Genomic DNA, 17,457 nt, shown 5'->3' with positions numbered 1-17,457 from the left:
TCCGGCTTCGGGCGGGTTGCCAGGCGGCGCTGGCTTGCCAATCAGCCTCGCCGTACCGACGGAATCTGGGGCGGTTGCCAGTGTCTTGGAATCGCGATAGCCTCTGCTGCGATTACCCCCGGAAGCATGATGCGCATTGCCAAATGACTGCCACCATCGTAGGAATCTTTCTGCTTGTCTACCTGGGGATGATTCTCGGCGGGCTGCCGTTCTTTCAACTGGATCGGACGGGCGTGGCATTGCTTGGCGCGATTGCCTTGATCGGCGTTGACGCAGTGCCCCTGGAGGCCGCAGCAGGCTCCATTCACCTGCCGACCATCATTTTGCTGTTCTCCTTCATGGTGGTGTCCGCGCAGATGCGCCTCGGCGGCTTCTACGACTGGGCCACACAGCGGTTCGCTGCGTGGTCTTATCGGCCGGCCGGTCTGCTCGCGGCGCTGATGCTCGGTGTCGCGGCACTATCAGCGGTATTCAGCAACGATATCGTTTGCCTGGCCGTGACGCCGGTGCTGATCGAAGCCTGTCAGCGACGGCGCCTGGATCCGGTGCCCTATCTCCTGGGCCTGGCCTGCTCGGCCAATATCGGCTCCGCGGCCACCTTGATCGGCAACCCGCAGAACATGCTGATCGGACAGACCCTGCGCCTGCCGTTCTTCGGCTATATCGCCGAGGCGGCGATCCCGGTGGGCCTTGGCCTGCTTGCCGCGTGGGCGCTGATCACCTGGCAGGTGAGAGGCCGATGGGAGGGGGCCGCGCCGGCGCCCGCCACCCCGGCGGGAACGTCCGATGGTGTGGCCGATGGTGCGGCCGATCGCGGCAACGGCGTGCCGCTCGATCGCTGGCAGACGGCGAAGGGCCTGATGGTTGCCGCGGTGCTGTTGATCGCCTTCCTGGTTGGCCCATGGCCGCGCGAGCAAGTGGCACTGATCGGCGCAGGCGTGCTGCTCCTGAGCAGGAAGATGCACTCCACGCGAACGCTCGGCCTGGTGGACTGGGAACTCCTGGTCCTGTTCATGGCGCTCTTCGTCGTCAACCATGCCATTCAGCAGTCCGGCGTGGCGTCACAAGTCATCGGCGATCTCGCGCGTGCAGGGCTGCATCTCGACCAGCTGGCCCCGCTGTTCGGGGCAACCTTTGTGCTGTCGAACCTTGTCTCCAACGTGCCGGCTGTCATGTTGCTGCTGCCGTTGGCACACCACGAGATGGCCGGGCCGCTGCTGGCACTGGTGAGCTCGCTGTCGGGCAATCTGCTGATCGCCGGCAGTATCTCGAACATCATCGTGGTGGATGCCGCGGCCAGGCGGAACGTCCGCATCGATTGGCGTCGTCATGCCAGGATTGGTATTCCAGTCACGCTCGCGACGCTGGCGATCTCCGCGCTCTACCTGACGGTACGGGTAAGCTTTCTCACTTCCTGATCGCGCCGCAGGTCATCGTCCTGGAAAATGCTTCTTCGATAATTCGTGTATTGGCAACCGAAGGGGCCGTATGCACCTGACTTTGGATCTGGGCACCATTATTCTCCTGCACATTACCTCGTTGATGGCAGGCGCTGCGGCAATCCTGCATAGCCGCAAGCGTACCGCCCGGCGCATCGGCTTAGGGCGCCTCGCCATTGCCTTGATTACCTTGGCAATCGGTGCAGTACTGGCCGCATTCGGAGAACGTGCCGCATTACCGCTCTGGCTGTGGACGCATTTGAGCCTGGTCCTGGGCACGGTCGCCTATCCGCTGCTCTGGGACGGCATGCGGCGCCTGAGCGGCCGCCGCCGCAGCCTTTACTGGATTGTCATACTCGTGCCGGCGGCATGGTTCGCCCTTGGCATCGTCTCAGGATTCCCGCTCGTCGATGCTCGACGGGCAAGCGTCTTTCACCTGACCGCAGTGACATTCCTGGCGGCTTCGGCAGTCGAGATATGGCTGGACCGGCATAACGAGCCCCTGCCTGCGCGCCGTCCGCTGGCTGCGTGCCTGCTGGTGAGTGCGCTGATCTATGCGGTGCGCCTCGTCTGCATCGTTTTCGATATTCCATCGGCATTTGACTTTGCCACGGCTTTTTTTCTTCAGATTTTCGTCAATTTCTGGATTGCGCTGCTGGTGGTGACACTGGTGCGGGAGCGGCGCGAGGCGGGCCTTCAACTGGCAGCCGACACCGATGCGCTGACCGGCGTCGGCAACCGCCGGTGGTTCCTCGCGCGCCTTCCCGCAGCACCGCTGGCAAACAGCGCTCTGGCGATCCTGGACGTGGATCACTTCAAGCAGATCAACGACAGGTTTGGCCATCCTGTGGGTGACCATGTGCTGGGGTCGGTTGCCAGAGCGGTCCGGGATGCGCTGCGGGAGGGAGATGTCCTGGCGCGATTCGGCGGCGAGGAGTTCGTGCTCTTTCTTCCGAATGTCGATGCGCAAGGCGCCAGGGCGGTCGCCGAGCGGCTGCGCCATCGAATCGAAACCATGTCGGTTGTCATCGATGGCGCGCGCATCAGTGTCACCGTCAGTATCGGTGTGGCCTGGAGCGGCCAGAAAGGCGGCACCTGGGATGCCTGGATACAGACGGCGGACACGGCTTGTTATGCGGCGAAGGGCGCCGGGCGCAACCTTGTGAAGACGAGCGTCGTGTAGATCCCGCCGCAGTCAGGTGACATAAGGTGGCGTCCGGTGTGGCATCGAAACACCAGGCCTGGCACTATGGCGCGAGGAACTTCACCACCGCGCCCACCGTGGCGTGCGGCTGCTCCTCCATCAGCCAATGGCCGGCATCGGGAATCACCAGTTCCTGCACATTGCTGGCGGCATTGCGCATGACGATCGCCTCGTTCTGGCCAAAGGACTTTTCACCGCCGATTGCCAGCACCGGCATGGGCAGCTTGGTGGCCAGCGATTTCTGATTATCCTCGGCGTCCTGCGGAATCGACAAGAATTGCGCAAAGGCAGAATGCATGGCGCCCGGCTTCGCATAGATCCGGGCATAGTGAACCCGCGTCGCCTCGTCGATCTTCGAGGCATCCCCTGCGAATTCATTCCAGAACCTGTCCAGGTAGATCCGCTCCCGGCCTTTCACCAGCCGCTCCGCATCCGGGCCGCCGAAAGAGAAATGCCAGAGGGCGGGCATGCGGACGATCTGTTCCCACGGCGGCACCCCCGGCACCGGAGCGTCCATCACGATCAGGCGCGTCGTCTTGTCCGGATAGCGCGCCGCATAGGCATAGGCCACCATGGTGCCGATGTCGTGGCCGACCACATCGGACTGGTCGATTTTCAATTGCGTCAGCACCGAGCGGATGTCGGCCGCCTGTGTGCGCTTGTCATAGCCGCCTTCGGGGTGTGATGACAGTCCCATGCCGCGCAGATCCGGAACCACCACGGTATGCGTGCGAGCCAATTCGGCGGCCAGGGGTGCCCACATATCGCCGGTATCGCCGAAGCCGTGCAGCAATACCACCGCCGGCCCGCTGCCGCCGACGCGCACAAACAGGGTAGCCCCGTCGGTCTGGATATTCTGGTGACGGAATCCTGGCGGATACGGCTTCACCTGGGCTTGCGCAGGCTGGGTGATGGCAAGCAAGAGGACGACGGCGGCAAACAGTTTTCGCATGGTCTTTTTCTCTCGGGGCGCAGTGGCCAGGGTCGATCAGGAAGCGGCCCTCTGGAGGGGACGCAGAAAGTGCGTGGCGCGAACCTGCTAAAGCGTAGTGCAAGCCGCGCGTGGCGCAAGCACGATTTCTTCCGCTCCTGCATCGAGCTCTTGGAAAAACTCGCGGGAGCCGGGTGATTCCCTGGCCGACCGGCTCACCGCGACCTTGGAAGTGGCCTTCTCGTGCGCCCGCCGACGCTCGACCGTGGCTTATTTCTGCGCCATCGCCTCGAACACGTCGGGGTACCGGCCACCCGAGATGTTCTCGGGAGTAAATGTCGCCTCCAACTGCGCGCACTCCCCCGCGGTCAGAGCGAGATCGACAGCCGCGGCATTCTGCTCCAGATGCGCGATGCGCTTCGCACCTGGAATAGGCACGATATCGTTCCCCTGTGCCAGCACCCAGGCGAGGGCGACTTGCGCAGCGCTTGCCCCCTTTGCCGCTGCGATTTCCTCGATCACCGTGACCAGTCGCCGGTTCGCCTCGATGTGGCCAGGCTGGAAGCGCGGCAGGCTGTGTCTGAGATCTCCCGGCTCCAGTTCGGCTGCGGCGGGCACTTTGCCGGTCAGGAAGCCGCGCCCCAACGGGCTGAACGGGACGAAGGTGATACCTAGCTCTCGGCAGACCTCAAGAACGCCGTTCGTTTCGACATCACGGGTCCAGAGAGAGTATTCGCTCTGCAGGGCAGCGATCGGATGGATGGCATGAGCGCGGCGCAGCGTCTCGGCAGAGACTTCGGAAAGGCCGATCATGCGCACCTTGCCCTCTGTCACGAGATCGGCCATCGCGCCGACGCTATCCTCTATCGGCACCGCTGGATCCACGCGGTGCAGGTAATACAGATCGATCACATCGGTCTGAAGCCGCTTCAGCGAGGCCTCGGCTACAGCCTTGGCGTTCTCAGGCCTGCCATCCGTTCCCGTGATCTCGCCGAAATCGGTTCGATCGCGGCTGTAGGTGAAGCCGAACTTCGTCGCGATGACCACCCGCTCGCGATAAGTCTTGAGCGCCTTGCCCAAAAGGATTTCGTTGCGGTACGGGCCGTAGACCTCAGCGGTATCGAACGAGGTGACGCCGAGATCGATCGCCCGATGTAGCGTCCGGATCGAAGCCGCCTCATCTTGCACACCATAGGCCTGGCTCAGCCCCATGCAGCCCAGGCCAATGGCCGAGACCTCAATTTTTCCGAGCTTGCGATGCTCCATAAGGCGTTCCTGTTTGCATTGGGTTTGTGATGAACGCAGGTTAAATGAGGCGAACAACGATGATAAGTGCTGTAATAGAGATTGGCTTAATCTAATATTTCGATCAATGGATCGAACACAGCTTTCCCAACTCGTGGTTTTCGTGACCGTGGCCGAGACGGGCAGTTTTCGCGCTGCGGCCGATCGGCTCGGCATCGCGCCCTCGGCAGTCAGTCATGCGGTCTCTACACTGGAAGACAGCCTCGGTTTGCGACTCCTGGCGCGAACCACGCGCTCAACGCGCCCCACCGAGGAAGGGGCGCGTCTGCTCAGCCGGGTAACCGCGCCGCTTGCCGAGATCGAGACCGGATTGACAGAAGTGGTCGAAGGCGCGGCCGCGCCCTCCGGCCCCTTGCGGATCACCATGCCGCTTTTCGCGGCCGACGAACTCGTCATGCGCCGCCTGCCGGAGTTCACTGCGCTCTATCCCATGATCGAACTGGATGTCCGTGCCTCGGACATTTTTGAGGATATCGTCGAAAGCGGTTGCGACGCCGGCATCAGGCTCGGGGAAAGCCTGGAGGCCGACATGATTGCCGTGCGCGCGGGCGGGCCCCGGCGCGGCCTCATCGTCGCCGCGCCGGCCTATTTCGCCAAGCATCCCAAGCCAGCACATCCCCGCGACCTTGCGGCACACAACTGCATCCGTCGCCGGTTCGAGAGCGGACGCGTATACCGTTGGGAATTGGAGCGCGACGGGCACGCAATCAGTGTGGAGGTGAAGGGAAACCTGATCCTTCCACAGCAGGCCCTGATGCGGCAGGCGGCGTTGGACGGTCTTGGATTGGCTTTCCTCTTTGAGGAATCGGTCTCGATCGACGTTCGCGAGGGTCGCCTGATTGCAGTCATGGAGGATTGGTGCCCGTTCTTCGATGGCTTTCACATCTACTACCCTTCCCGGCGACAGATGCGACCGGCGTTGCGGGCCTTCATCGAGTTCTTTCGCTATCGCGCATAGCAGAGTCCTTTCGAACGGAACGCGGACCGCTGGCAGAAACGCATCGCTCCATCCGCGCCAGGACGGACAAGAAGACCCGAACGGCATCGCCCTCGCCGTGGTCGATATCGTAGGCGTACACGATTGGACGCCCGAGATAGCCCGCGCCCAAGGCAAGCAATGGAGTGCCGGCTACGTGTGCTGGGAGCTGGCGAATGTGCGAGCGATCGACCCGCCGGTCCCATGCGTGGCCAAGCGCGGCATCTACGCGGTGGAGCTCGCTCAGGACGCGGTAGCGTAGCCAGGTCGCCAGCGGATTCGGCGACCTGGAATCCGGCATGCGCCCCGCTCTTCCATCCCGCTAAAGCCTTCCGGCGCTATCGCCGTTAAACGCGACGAGCGGAACTCTGCCACGGCACGCAGCATCTGCCGCGCGGCGGGTTCCACGTCGAAGACGATAGCGCCGTTCGAGGCGCAGATGAGGACATCACAGGGATGAAACGGTATGCAAGCAGCCTGCTGCTGGGCTTGGCGGGCCTGAGCGCAGTGGCACAAGAAGCGCCGAAAGAGGTGAATGTGGCAGCGGCTCCCGCCACGGCGGAAGCCAATCTGCCAGAAGGCGTGACCACCGAAAAGGATCCGCTCAAGCAGGCTTACCTGGCCAAGGCAGCGTTGAAGCCAGCGCTGTTCCGCCCCAGCGAAAACATGCCGCAGGTGGTCAACGAGGACCTGCTGCGCGGCATGTCGGAGAGCGGCAAGGCACCGGGCAACGCGTCGGAGTTCGTCGGCTACCTGCCGAAGCTGAAGGTTCTGCCCTGCGCCCAGGGCTGCGAGGGCAAGGACTACGCGCGCGCCGTGGCAGAGTTCATCAAGGGCTACCGGGGCAATGGCAGGTCCTTCAAGGAACGCGGCGAGATGATTGTCCAGGTCCGCTGGTACAACACGCGCCCCTTCCTGATGCGCAAGCTCCCCTACGGTGCCGATGTATTCGGCGTGTCGTTCCTGCTCGAAGGCAAGCTGGTCTCGCTTGGCAAGAAGTCCGGTGTCGGCGTGTCCGTCAGCTCGTACGAACTCGCTCACGAGATCGGCGCACGGCTGGCCACCGAACTTGCCTTCACGCTGGGGATGGGCGTAAAGCCGACCTACCTCTCGGTCACGAACCATCTCAGCACGGGCGTCGGCGGTGCGGTGATGGCCGCGGGCGCCACGGTGGACGGCATGCTCGGCGTGGAAGACGTCCGCCCGCGCATCGAACCGGCCACCGAGGCGGACAACAAGCTGCTGCCCGCCATGGACGGCATCAAGCCGGGAGAAGTCGAGCCCATCGCCGCCATGCATTACATCAACTCGATCGTGTTCTGAGGCGGCAGCCCCGGCCTCAAGCTCAATCGAATACGGAGAAGACCATGTTGGATGTGCTCAACATCTTGAACGGAGTATTCCTCGTTGGCGTAGTGGCGTCCAATATCACGCTTTATGCCGACGCGGATTTCATCCATGCCGACCAGGACACGCTCGACACGGCTACGGCCATCAGCCTGCACAGGGAATGGTGGCGGGATGACAGCCAGTGCAGGTTTCTCGGGCTGATGGTGCCGTTCGCCCGCGATTGGCCGGAAACGCAGAAGTACGGCGACATCGAGACCGTCAACCCGCCCGCCCCGGACAAGATCGCGGGCCAGGCCTTCCTGATCAACCGCAAGGTCTGCCCCGGCAAGGCAGACGAGGCCATCTTCCGCGTGGCCGATCGCTGGCGGAGCGCGGGCAAGCTGCTGGAGAAGCATCACTTCGGTGCGGAAGACCTGTCCGGCATGCGGGAGGAATACCGCCCCAAGTGGCTCCCGCAGGTACTGGCGCGCATCGAACGGCTTGCGCAGCGTGACAAGGAGGCCAGGGCATTCCTCGACTTCACGGCCGCCGCCGCTGCCGCTACCAAGGCCGGACCAGGAGCGCAGCAATCCGCGCCGGCAGGCGCCCTGGAAACGGTACCGGCCGGGGATTCCGCCGGGGCGACGAACGCTGCCGGCAGGACGGATAGCGCGCGATAAGCGCGCCGGTCATCGCGGGGGCGCGCCGATGCTGCGCGCCGGCAGGCGGCGCCGTCAGGCACAACGCCTTGAATTCAACGCCTGGCGGCGATCTGAAAAGGAACGAGCCGCCCACCGTGAGCGCCTCGCCTTCCTTCGATATCGCAGCCGGGCAACGACTCACATCCCGCCAAACCGCGCATCATAGACCCACCGCCTCACCTTCCCCCACCCCAGCCGCCCCGCCTCCGCATGCGCCGGATTCACCAGCACATTCCACTCTTCCGGCACCACGATCGAAGGCACCAGCAACAGCGCGGACCGGCCGGCGGCCACCCAATCCTCGCCCGCATCCAGGCTGACCTTGCCGGCCGGCACGGCATCCCAGCCGATCGGCGCCGTGGCGGCCGTGAGGCGGCCGGCGGCTTCCCAGACGTCGTCGGGGATATCGATGCGCACCAGGTAGCGGTTCAGCGGCAGCCCGCCGGCGCCGATGTGCACCAGCGTTTCCAGGCAGGCCAGCGCGATGGACGAGGCCGCGTACACCATCGGGGTGCCTTTGCGGTTCCAGCGGCCGCCGGTGATCCTGGCGCCGGTGCCGCTGGGGTCGTCGGCGGTGTAGGTCGGGGTGTCGGTGGCAATGCGCCAGGCCGTCCTCACGCGTAGGCCCCGCTTTCCATCTTGGCGAGCAGGTCGGCCACGATCTGCTGGCCGGCGACGGTGTCCATCAGGTCCGCGGGCCGTTCGCCGCCGAGGGCCGGGGCGGGCTGGTCGAGCCAGTGCGCGACCCACTGCGCGGCATTGAAGCCGGCCGGCTGGCCGGAGCGCTCGACCAGCGCCTGGACCTGGCCCACCAGCTTGGCCATGCCGATCACGCGCTCGCTCTGGTCGCTCGACAGCCGTTCGTCGGCCTTGGCCTTGCGGTCGACGGTGGCGCGCGGCAGTTGCAGGGTGCGCATCAGGGTGTCCTTGCTCAGCCCCATGCGTTCGGCCAGCACGGCGATCTCGCTGGCGGGGATGCCGGCGCGGATCAGGGCGATCACGCGCAGGGTGCCGGCGGTGGATTGCGAGGCTTCATAGAAGGCGCGGAAGTCCTCGATGCCGTGCAGTTCGCTGTGTTTGGTGCCGCGCTTGACGGCGTGGCGCGCGGGGGCCGCGCGGCGCGTGGCCGGGGTGCGGCGTGGCTTGGCTTCGGTGGTGGTTTGCATCGCGGACTCCCAAATGAGTATTGATTGTAGCTCAAATGGTAATTCCCGCTCGAAAGGGCGTCGAGGAACCAGGCGAGTCATGCGGTGGCGTCGAGCGTTCCTTTGCGGGCGAGTTTCTGGATGTCGCGGATACCGCCTTATTCACCGCATATTCTGCGGACAATAAGCCCGCCAATCTCCGCATCCCGCAACGGCACCCCAGTCAACCCAACCCCGCCCTCACTCCCGCCGCGTCTGCCGATAGCGCAGTTGCCCCCGGGAAATGCCCAGCATGGCCGCAGCCCGCGACAGGTTGCCCGCCGCCAGTTCCACCGCGGTGTCGACCATGGTCTTTTCCATCTGCGCCAGCGTGAGCTTGTGGCGGCGCAGCAGGTCGCCCACCGCCGCGCCGGCGTCGGCCGGACGGCGTTCCGCGTCGCTCACGGCGGCAGATGGTGGCGGTAGCGGCGCCACCGCCTCAGTCATCGCCTCCGCCACCGCTGCGGGTGGCTGTGGCGCCTCCTGCGTCAATGCCGGCGCCGCGCTGCGCGACAGTTCCCTCAGCGTGATCACATGCGCGAGGTCCAGCGCCCGATCGTCGTCGGAGAGGATGACGGCACGTTCCATCACGTTCGACAGTTCGCGGATATTGCCCGGCCAGGCGTATGACATGAGCATCGACATGGTCTCCGGCGTCAGTCCGTTGATGCGCCGTCCGTAGGCCTTGGCGAAACGTTCCAGGTAGTGTTCGAGCAGTACCGGGATGTCTTCCTTGCGCTCGCGCAGCGGCGGAATCTCGATGGGGAACACGTAGAGGCGGAAGAACAGGTCTTCGCGGAAGCGTCCCGCGCGCACGGCCTGCCAGAGGTCTTCGTTGGTGGCGGCGATGATGCGGACACTGGCGTGGCGCGCGCTGCCGCTGCCCAGCCGTTCGAATTCGCCGGTCTCCAGCACGCGCAGCAGCTTGCTCTGCGCGATCAGGGGCAGCGTGCCGATCTCGTCCAGGAACAGGGTGCCGCCCTCGGCCAGTTCGAAGCGACCGGCGCGGGCGGCGTCCGCGCCGGTGAAGGCGCCGCGTTCGACGCCGAACAGTTCCGCTTCCATCAGCGTTTCCGGGATGGCCGCGCAGTTGACGGCCACGAAGGCGTGCTCGGCGCGGTCGCTCTGTTCGTGCAGCAGGCGGGCGAAGGCGCTCTTGCCCACGCCGCTTTCGCCCAGCAGCAGCACGGTGGCGGTGGTCTTGGCCACGCGGTTGATCTTGCCCACCACCGCCTGGAACGCCGGCGACAGGCCGACCACGTCGGACTTGTGCTTGGCGCGCTCCAGGCGATCCAGCCGCTGCATCGCCATGCCACGCCGGCCGCCGCCCGGGCGGGCATCGGCGGCGGACTCGCGCGCCAGGATCGGCGCATTGAGGAAACGCAGGTCTTCTTCGGCATCGGGCCAGTCGGCGGCGGCTTGCGCGATCACCCGGCAGGCCTCGTGGCCGGTGGCGCGGCACTCGATCTCGCGCGCCAGGATGAGCTTGCCCATGCAGGCGCTGAGGAAGCCGCTGGCGTAGCCCGTCTCCAGCCAGCAGGCGGGAGACGGGCCGGTGTGAGGCGGCGGCCGGCCGGTCTCGTGCTCGAAGGAGTGCTCCCACAGGAACTCCAGGCGGCAGCGCCCCTGTGCGACGTCCAGTTCGGCGCTGATCATCTTGACCAGGGCCACGCCTTGCAGGGCATGGAGCTGCCCGCCGCGCGCCAGCAGGTCGAAGATGGCCGCGTCGGGGGCGTGCAGCTGCAGCGCGGTCTCGGCATCGCGCGTGCCCGAGGAGAAGCCGATGCGGGTCAGCAGGGTACGGGCGGTGCCGGCACCGAGCGAGGCAACCAGTTCGTTGCGCAAGTCATGGATGGCCGCGCTGTGCATCATGACCATGCGCTGCCTGCCCAGGTAGATCTGCGCCCGTTCGGGATAGAAGCGCAGCTTGTCCCGGACCGGGGCGATATCCGGGAAGGCCATGAGTTCGTCGGCGGTGGGCATCTTGTCTCCTGGTCGGGCCGGCCCGTCTGGCGCGGGCGCGAAAATTTTGCAGGCCTGGCGATTTTTTTGCAGCGGCGGAGAAATTTCAAGCGGCCGCGGCACCGTATTGCCTGCTGCGATGCCACACATGCAAGCCTTGTTCCCGCGGCGTTTCCCCGCCGTGCAGCGCGCCCCGGCCATGCTGCACGCCAGCATCGCGCGCTTGGCACGCGGGTTGCGTATTGGCTTCCCGTCGACACGGGAACAGGGCTCGATCAGCGCCCGCCGGCATCCGCATCGGATGCCCCCCGGCCGACCACAGTGACGCAAGAGACATCAACAAGGAGGAGACATCATGTCGGAGCTTTCAAGCCTGGGCTACGTCGTGTTCCGCGTCAGCAGCCTGAGCCGGTGGGAGGACTTTGCCGTCAATGTGCTGGGCCTGATGACGGGACGGCGGGCCCCCGGCGCGCTGGGCCTGCGCATGGATGAGTTCGCGCAACGCATCCTGCTGGAAGAGGGATCGGACGACGACATCGCGGCGGCCGGCTGGCAATTCGATTCGGAAGACGAGCTGCGGGACTACGTCGGCCGGCTGCGCGCCGACGGCATCGACGTGCGCGAAGGCAGCCGGGAGATGGCCGCCAGCCGCCAGGTGGAGCGCGTGTTCGCCTGCGACGATCCGAACGGCTTCGTACACGAATTCTGCTACGGGCCCACCTATGCGCCGATCTCGGTGCCGTTCCGCTCGGCGCTGCTCAAGGGCGCCGGCTTCGAGACCGGCCGGCTGGGGATGGGTCACATCCTGCCGGTGGCGCGCGACTATGCGCAGTCGCTGCACTTCTACAAGAACGTGCTCGGCCTGCGGGTCAGCGACACCATCCGCGACGCCCACGCGGTCCCCGGCGCCACCGTCGACGCCACCTTCTTCCACACCCGCACGGGGCGCCACCATTCGCTGGCCACGGCCTTCATGCCCTTCCCGAAGCGCCTGCACCACGTGCTGCTGCAGGTACAGGACATGGACGACGTGGGCATGGCCTATGACCGCTGCCTGCGCGCGGGCCTGACCATCCACGCCGGCCTCGGCCACCACCCCAACGACCAGATGTTCTCCTTCTACGTGGAAACGCCCTCCGGCTTCGGCCTCGAGTACGGACACGGCGGCATCGTCATCGACGGCCAGGCCTGGGAAGTGAAGAACTACAGCCAGCTCAGCGACTGGGGCCACCGGCCGCCGGCCCGCCCCGCCTAGCCGGGCCGCGCGGCCGGTCCGGCCCGCAGGCCGGCACACCGATGCGAGCAACACCAGCACTTGCGCCGCCCCCGGGCGCGAGCGGTGGCGTTCGTCCCGCGCCCGGCAGCCAGCCCCACCACCACCGAAGCAGGAGTTCCAACCATGCCTGATACCGCCATCGCGCCGCCGCCCGTGCCCGATGCAACCGCGTCGCCGGAGGATTTCCGCCAGGGCATGCGGCGCCTGGCCGCTGGCGTCTGCGTGCTCACCTCGTCGCTGGACGGGATGCCCGTGGGCCTGACCGCCACGGCCGTCACCGCCCTGTGCGCCGAGCCGCCGCGCCTGCTGGCCTGCGTCAACCGCCGGGTGTTTGCCCATGCCGCGTTCGAGACCTCGCGCGCCTTGTGCGTGAACGTGCTGTCCGCCGGCGATGTGGACATCGCCAGGCGCTTCGCCGGCATGGTGCCGGGCGTGCAGGGCACCGAGCGCTTTGCCGCCGGCGCCTGGGAAGGCCAGGTGCCCGCGCTACTCGGCGCACTGGCCAGCTTCCGCTGCCGCATCGCCGAGATCCTGCCGGCCGGCACCCACTCGATCCTGCTCTGCGACGTGGAGAGCGTCGCGGTCGGGCCGGGCGACGCCGCCCCCCTGGTCTACGCGCACGGGCAATTCCGCCACGCTGCGCACGCCATTTCCATCGAATGAAGGAGGAGACACCATGAACGCCATCCACGAACTGATGCAGGAACCGGGCACCGCCGAACTGGTCGCCCGCGCCCAGGCCATGATCCCGGCGCTGCGCGCCAAGGCCGCCGAAGTCGAGCAGGCACGCACCGTGCCCAAGGAGACCATCGACGCCTTCCGCGCGGCGGGCTTCTTCAAGATCCTGCAGCCGCGCCGCTGGGGCGGCTGGGAGATGGACCCGATCGTTTTCTCCCGGGTGCTGATGGAGCTGGGCCGCGGTTGCCCCTCCAGCGCCTGGAACCTGATGATCCTGGGCGTCCATCAATGGGAGTTCGGGCTGTTCGACCCGCGCGCGGGCGACGATATGTGGGCCCGCGACCCGGACATCCTGATCGCCTCGTCCTATGCGCCGTTCGGCAAGTGCCGCCCGGTCGAGGGCGGCTGGATGGTCAGCGGCGAGTGGAAAACCTCCAGCGGCTGCGACCATGCCGAGGGCGGCGCGATCCTGGGCGCCTTCTGGCTGGACGACGCCGGGCAGCGGCGCGACTACCGCTCCTTCGTGGTCTCGCGCAGCGACTACGAGATCGTCGACGACTGGCATGTGGTCGGCCTAGGCGGCACCGGCAGCAAGAGCGTGCGCATCCGCGGCGAGGCCTTCGTGCCGGACTACCGCTCGCACAGCATCGTCGACTACCGGATGTCGGCGCGCGCCACGCCCTATCTCTATCCGTTCAACCAGGTGTTCTACGCGGCCGTGTCATCGGTGATCGTCGGCTACGCACGCGGCATGGTCGACCTGTATATCGAACAGATGATGCCGCGGCAGAACATCGTCGGCCCCGCCGGCGCCGCCGCGCAGAACCCCTATGTGCGCGACAAGCTGGGCAACGCGGCCCTGCTGGTGCGCTCCGCGCAGGGGCGGCTGGCGCAGGTCTACCAGGAGGCCTCGGCCTATGTCGGCCGGGGCGAGCTGGTGCCGCTGGAGTCGCGCGTCTACCACTTCCTGGAAATCCAGCGCTGCGGCAAGGACTGCCTGGACGCCTCCCTGATGCTGTGGAAGAAGCTCAGCGCGCGCGCCATCTGGCTGACCAATCCCGCGCAACTGTGGATGCGCGCCATGCTGGTGGCCGGCAACCACATCACCCAGAACGAGGATGACACCGCCGGCGTGCTCGGCGGCTACCTGCTGGGCCAGGGCGTGCCGCCCTTCATGTTCGACCTGCCCGCCGCGCAGTGATGCCCCGGCCCGCGGGGCGCGCGTCGCGCGGGCCGCTTTCCCCCAACCCGAACAAGGAGAAGTCCATGGCTCTCGCGAGCGAGCGCATCGACGCCCTCGGCGACGAACTGCACGCGGCCTGGTGCGAGCGTGCCGCCATCCCGCCGCTGACCGGCCGCCATCCCGACATGACGATCGAGGAGGCCTACCGCATCCAGCGGCGCATGGTGTCGCACCGGATACGGCGCGGCGAACGGATCGTCGGCAAGAAGATCGGCGTCACCAGCCGCGCCGTGATGGACATGCTGGACGTGCGCCAGCCCGACTTCGGCGAGCTGCTCGATGGCATGGTCTGCGACGACGGCGGACAGGTTGCCGCGCAAGCCTTCCTGCAGCCGCGCGCGGAGGGCGAGATCGCCTTCGTGCTCGGCAAGGAACTGGCCGGCCCCGGCCTCACCGCCGCCGACGTGCTCGCCGCCACCGATGGCGTGATGGCCTGCATCGAGATCGTCGACTCGCGCATCCGCGACTGGAACATCCGCATCCAGGACACGGTGGCGGACAACGCTTCCTGCGGCGCCTTCGTGCTGGGCGACCGCCTGGCCGATCCGCGCGCGCTCGACCTGCGCACCTGCGGCATGGTGCTGGAGAAGAACGGCGAGGTCGCCGTCACCGGCGCGGGCGTGGCGACGCTGGGCTCGCCCGTCAATGCCGTCGCCTGGCTGGCCAATACCCTCGGGCGCCTCGGCGAAGCCCTGCCCGCGGGCTCGCTCATCCTCGCCGGCGCGCTCGGCGCCATGGTGCCCGTGCGGGCCGGCGACCACATGCGCGTAAGCCTGGGCGGCCTGGGCGGCTGCGCCATCCGCTTCGGCTAGCGCGCCACGCCCGCCACCCCTCGCCACCCCGAATGCACCCCTGATCCCATCCCGTGCCGCGCCCTGGCGAACGCCATGCGCGGCACCCATTCCGCCAAGGAGACAACATGACTGCACTGACCGAAGCCGGCACCAGCCGGTTCGCCGATATCCAGGAAGACGGCCTCGCCCTGCGCGTCCACTACAACGACGCCGGTACCGGCGAGGCGGTCGTGATGCTGCACGGCTCCGGGCCGGGCGCGTCCGGCTGGAGCAATTTCCACCGCAACGTCGAGGCCTTCGTCGCCGCCGGCTACCGCGTGATCCTGCCGGACTCGCCGGGCTGGAACAAGAGCGATCCGGTGGTCTGCGACAAGGGCTCGCGCGCCGACCTCAACGCCAGATCGCTGAAGGGCCTGCTGGATGTGCTGGACATCAAGCGCGCGCACCTGATCGGCAACTCGATGGGCGGCGGCAATGCGCTGGCCTTCGCGCTGCGCTACCCCGAACGCCTGGCCAAGCTGGTCATCATGGGCGGCGCCGGCGTGGGCCCCAGCCTGTTCCAGCCGATGCCGCTGGAAGGCATCAAGCACCTGTACGGCGTCTACCATTCGCCGACCATCGAGAACCTGCGGCGCATGCTGGATGTGTTCGTCTACGATCCCTCGACGCTGACCGAGGAGCTGATCCAGGGCCGCTTCGAGAACATGATGGCGCACCGCGAGCACCTGCAGAACTTCGTCGCCAGCGTCGCCGCCAATCCCGACTGGCTGCCGGACATGAGCGGCCGCCTGAAGGAAATCACCGCGCCCACGCTGATCACCTGGGGCCGCGACGACCGCTTCGTCCCGCTCGACAGCGGCCTGCGCATGCTGTGGGGCCTGCCCGACGCGCAGATGCACGTCTTCAGCCGCTGCGGGCACTGGGCGCAATGGGAGCACGCGGAGCACTTCAACCGGCTGGTGCTGGATTTCCTCGCCGAGTCAGCAAAGTGAGCAAGGCGCGGGCCTGAGGCCGCGCCAGCGACGCTGGCACGGTCAGGCACGCTGCCTTGCTTCCCGACACCGGGAGTCAGCGCGCCGCGGCGGGATCGCGCCCGGCTCTGCCGCTCGCGCAGCCGGCGCAGCAAGCCATCAAGCGGCGACCGCGAAGGTCATGCGGCCTCGCCCGCCGGCGGCGCCGCATGACACACGGCCTCGACGCGGTTGCCGGCGGGGTCGATCAGGAAGGCGGCGTAGTAATCGCGGTGGTAGTGCGGCCTCAAGCCGGGCTCGCCGTCAGAGCGGCCGCCGGCCGACAGCCCGGCCTGGAAGAAGGCATCCACCTGCGCGCGCGAAGGTGCCTTGAAGCACCAATGCCGCTTGCTGTCGCCGACCTCACCGGAACCCTGATAGACCGCCAGGAAGGTGGATGCCGTGTCGTCCGCGCTGCAGCGCTCGCCGTAGCCGACTGCGGCGGGCCGGTCATAGACCTTGCGCGCGCCCAGGGCATCCATGACGGCATCGTAGAAGGGCCGCGCCACCTCGATATCGGGAACGCTGATCGACACGTGGTCAAGCAGGTGCATTGTTCTTCTCCATGGGTCCTGTTGAACTCGCGCGAGTCTATACGAGATCGAGCTTTCGTGAGGGAGGGGTCCATCGTCCCGGACGGGAAGATGGACCTGGCACCGGCCGCCGCGAGATCGCCTGTGCCAACGGTAGAGCAGGCTTGTACGCGGCGCGACGCGGCGCTTCGTTCTATCCTTGATGGGCGGGCGTACCGGGCGCATTCTGCAGCCGGGCCCGCGCCATGGCGATCGGCAGGCCTGCCGTCACGGCTCCGGAAGCCGGGCGTGGATACGATGACGCGGCGACGCGGTAGCGATATGAACCGGGTTCACGCAAAAAGCGTGGTGTGCGGACTGATGCTTGCCTGCCTGTCGGCGGCTTGCGTATCGACGACGGGCGTCAAGGTCGAGCCGGAGCAGTTGGCGAACTTCATCCCGGGTTTCTCCACCCTGGATGACGTCACCGGCCAGCTCGGGACGCCCACGTCCCAGGCGACGCTGGGCGACGGCTCGACCGTGCTGGTCTACTCGTTTGCGACCGCCAAGCCTCACGCCGAGAGCCTGATTCCGCTCATCGGCCCGCTGTTTTCCGGCAACGACATCCAGTCGTCCACGGTCCTGTTCGAGTTCGACCAGAACGGGGTGCTCAGGAGCCAGCGCAAGTCAGGCTCCAGCGGGACTTCGGGCCTGACCGTACTGCCTCATCGTCGGGAGGGCCAGGACTAGGACGCATCGCCGATCCGCGGTGGCGAGCGGGGTGGCGAGGTGACGCGGGAGCCTGCCCTGCCCTGCCAAGCGAATGGGAAGACGGCCTTTCGTCCGGGAGCCATCCTGACGGCAGTGACGGCGTCAGGATGAACGGCCCACGGACGCGCCGGCATTCGGGAGG

The 17,457-nt window shown here is 66.7% G+C and carries 17 protein-coding genes; 11 read left to right on the top strand and 6 right to left on the bottom strand.

Annotation, left to right across the window (positions count from 1 at the left end; genetic code table 11):
• Positions 1–143 precede the first annotated feature (143 nt).
• Positions 144–1,418, top strand: coding sequence for an anion transporter (locus BKK80_RS21965; protein ID WP_071071248.1), 1,275 nt, complete (start codon positions 144–146; stop codon positions 1,416–1,418).
• A 70-nt stretch (positions 1,419–1,488) separates the two neighbouring features.
• Positions 1,489–2,622 carry a GGDEF domain-containing protein gene (locus BKK80_RS21960; protein WP_071071245.1) on the top strand — a complete coding sequence of 378 codons (1,134 nt, stop codon included), beginning with the start codon at positions 1,489–1,491 and terminating at the stop codon, positions 2,620–2,622.
• A 64-nt stretch (positions 2,623–2,686) separates the two neighbouring features.
• On the opposite strand, the gene BKK80_RS21955 is transcribed toward BKK80_RS21960, so the two are convergent.
• A complete protein-coding gene (locus BKK80_RS21955; protein ID WP_071071244.1) occupies positions 2,687–3,595 on the bottom strand; it encodes an alpha/beta fold hydrolase in 909 nt (302 codons plus the stop codon).
• Between the two features lie 249 nt (positions 3,596–3,844).
• Positions 3,845–4,840, bottom strand: coding sequence for an aldo/keto reductase (locus tag BKK80_RS21950; RefSeq protein ID WP_071071242.1), 996 nt, complete (start codon positions 4,838–4,840; stop codon positions 3,845–3,847).
• A gap of 106 nt (positions 4,841–4,946) precedes the next feature.
• Here BKK80_RS21950 and BKK80_RS21945 point away from each other — a divergent pair, with 106 nt between their 5' ends.
• The 3 genes from BKK80_RS21945 (at position 4,947) to BKK80_RS21935 (ending at position 7,864) form a co-directional block, all read left to right on the top strand.
• On the top strand, positions 4,947–5,837 hold the full coding sequence (locus tag BKK80_RS21945; protein ID WP_071017041.1) for a LysR family transcriptional regulator: 891 nt from the start codon (positions 4,947–4,949) through the stop codon (positions 5,835–5,837).
• Positions 5,838–6,311: 474 nt separating this feature from the next.
• Positions 6,312–7,178: a hypothetical protein gene (locus tag BKK80_RS21940; protein WP_071071239.1), complete on the top strand. Its 867-nt coding sequence runs from the start codon at positions 6,312–6,314 to the stop codon at positions 7,176–7,178.
• Positions 7,179–7,222: 44 nt separating this feature from the next.
• A complete protein-coding gene (locus BKK80_RS21935; protein ID WP_071071237.1) occupies positions 7,223–7,864 on the top strand; it encodes a hypothetical protein in 642 nt (213 codons plus the stop codon).
• 159 nt (positions 7,865–8,023) lie between these two features.
• On the opposite strand, the gene BKK80_RS21930 is transcribed toward BKK80_RS21935, so the two are convergent.
• The 3 genes from BKK80_RS21930 to BKK80_RS21920 form a co-directional block, all read right to left on the bottom strand.
• The gene (locus BKK80_RS21930) at positions 8,024–8,503 is read right to left on the bottom strand and encodes an RES family NAD+ phosphorylase (protein ID WP_071071235.1); all 480 of its coding nucleotides are present in this window, start codon (positions 8,501–8,503) and stop codon (positions 8,024–8,026) included.
• A complete protein-coding gene (parS, locus tag BKK80_RS21925; protein ID WP_071071232.1) occupies positions 8,500–9,051 on the bottom strand; it encodes a type II RES/Xre toxin-antitoxin system antitoxin in 552 nt (183 codons plus the stop codon). Before parS ends, BKK80_RS21930 begins: the two co-directional genes overlap by 4 nt.
• Positions 9,052–9,270: 219 nt before the next feature.
• The gene (locus tag BKK80_RS21920; protein WP_162287351.1) at positions 9,271–11,052 is read right to left on the bottom strand and encodes a sigma-54-dependent Fis family transcriptional regulator; all 1,782 of its coding nucleotides are present in this window, start codon (positions 11,050–11,052) and stop codon (positions 9,271–9,273) included.
• Positions 11,053–11,386: 334 nt separating this feature from the next.
• Between BKK80_RS21920 and BKK80_RS21915 the strand changes: the two genes are divergently transcribed.
• The 5 genes from BKK80_RS21915 to BKK80_RS21895 all read left to right on the top strand — a co-directional run bounded on the left by BKK80_RS21915 (position 11,387) and on the right by BKK80_RS21895 (position 16,014).
• Entirely contained in the window at positions 11,387–12,286 is a 900-nt protein-coding gene (locus BKK80_RS21915; RefSeq protein ID WP_071017051.1) for a VOC family protein, read from the top strand.
• 144 nt (positions 12,287–12,430) lie between these two features.
• Positions 12,431–12,970 carry a flavin reductase family protein gene (locus BKK80_RS21910; protein ID WP_071017053.1) on the top strand — a complete coding sequence of 180 codons (540 nt, stop codon included), beginning with the start codon at positions 12,431–12,433 and terminating at the stop codon, positions 12,968–12,970.
• A 13-nt stretch (positions 12,971–12,983) separates the two neighbouring features.
• The gene (locus BKK80_RS21905; RefSeq protein ID WP_071017055.1) at positions 12,984–14,186 is read left to right on the top strand and encodes an acyl-CoA dehydrogenase family protein; all 1,203 of its coding nucleotides are present in this window, start codon (positions 12,984–12,986) and stop codon (positions 14,184–14,186) included.
• A 65-nt stretch (positions 14,187–14,251) separates the two neighbouring features.
• Positions 14,252–15,040 carry a 2-oxopent-4-enoate hydratase gene (dmpE, locus tag BKK80_RS21900; protein ID WP_071017057.1) on the top strand — a complete coding sequence of 263 codons (789 nt, stop codon included), beginning with the start codon at positions 14,252–14,254 and terminating at the stop codon, positions 15,038–15,040.
• Between the two features lie 107 nt (positions 15,041–15,147).
• A complete protein-coding gene (locus tag BKK80_RS21895; protein WP_071017058.1) occupies positions 15,148–16,014 on the top strand; it encodes an alpha/beta fold hydrolase in 867 nt (288 codons plus the stop codon).
• Between the two features lie 158 nt (positions 16,015–16,172).
• On the opposite strand, the gene BKK80_RS21890 is transcribed toward BKK80_RS21895, so the two are convergent.
• Positions 16,173–16,586, bottom strand: coding sequence for a VOC family protein (locus BKK80_RS21890; RefSeq protein WP_071017060.1), 414 nt, complete (start codon positions 16,584–16,586; stop codon positions 16,173–16,175).
• Between the two features lie 300 nt (positions 16,587–16,886).
• Here BKK80_RS21890 and BKK80_RS21885 point away from each other — a divergent pair, with 300 nt between their 5' ends.
• Complete coding sequence (locus BKK80_RS21885) at positions 16,887–17,294, top strand: hypothetical protein (protein WP_071071228.1); 408 nt, start codon at positions 16,887–16,889, stop codon at positions 17,292–17,294.
• Positions 17,295–17,457 lie beyond the last annotated feature (163 nt).

This window comes from Cupriavidus malaysiensis (assembly GCF_001854325.1).
In the GTDB taxonomy this organism is placed as follows: Bacteria; Pseudomonadota; Gammaproteobacteria; order Burkholderiales; family Burkholderiaceae; genus Cupriavidus; species Cupriavidus malaysiensis.
Note: the sequence above shows the minus strand (reverse complement) of the source record. Positions and strands in the feature narration are given on the sequence as shown.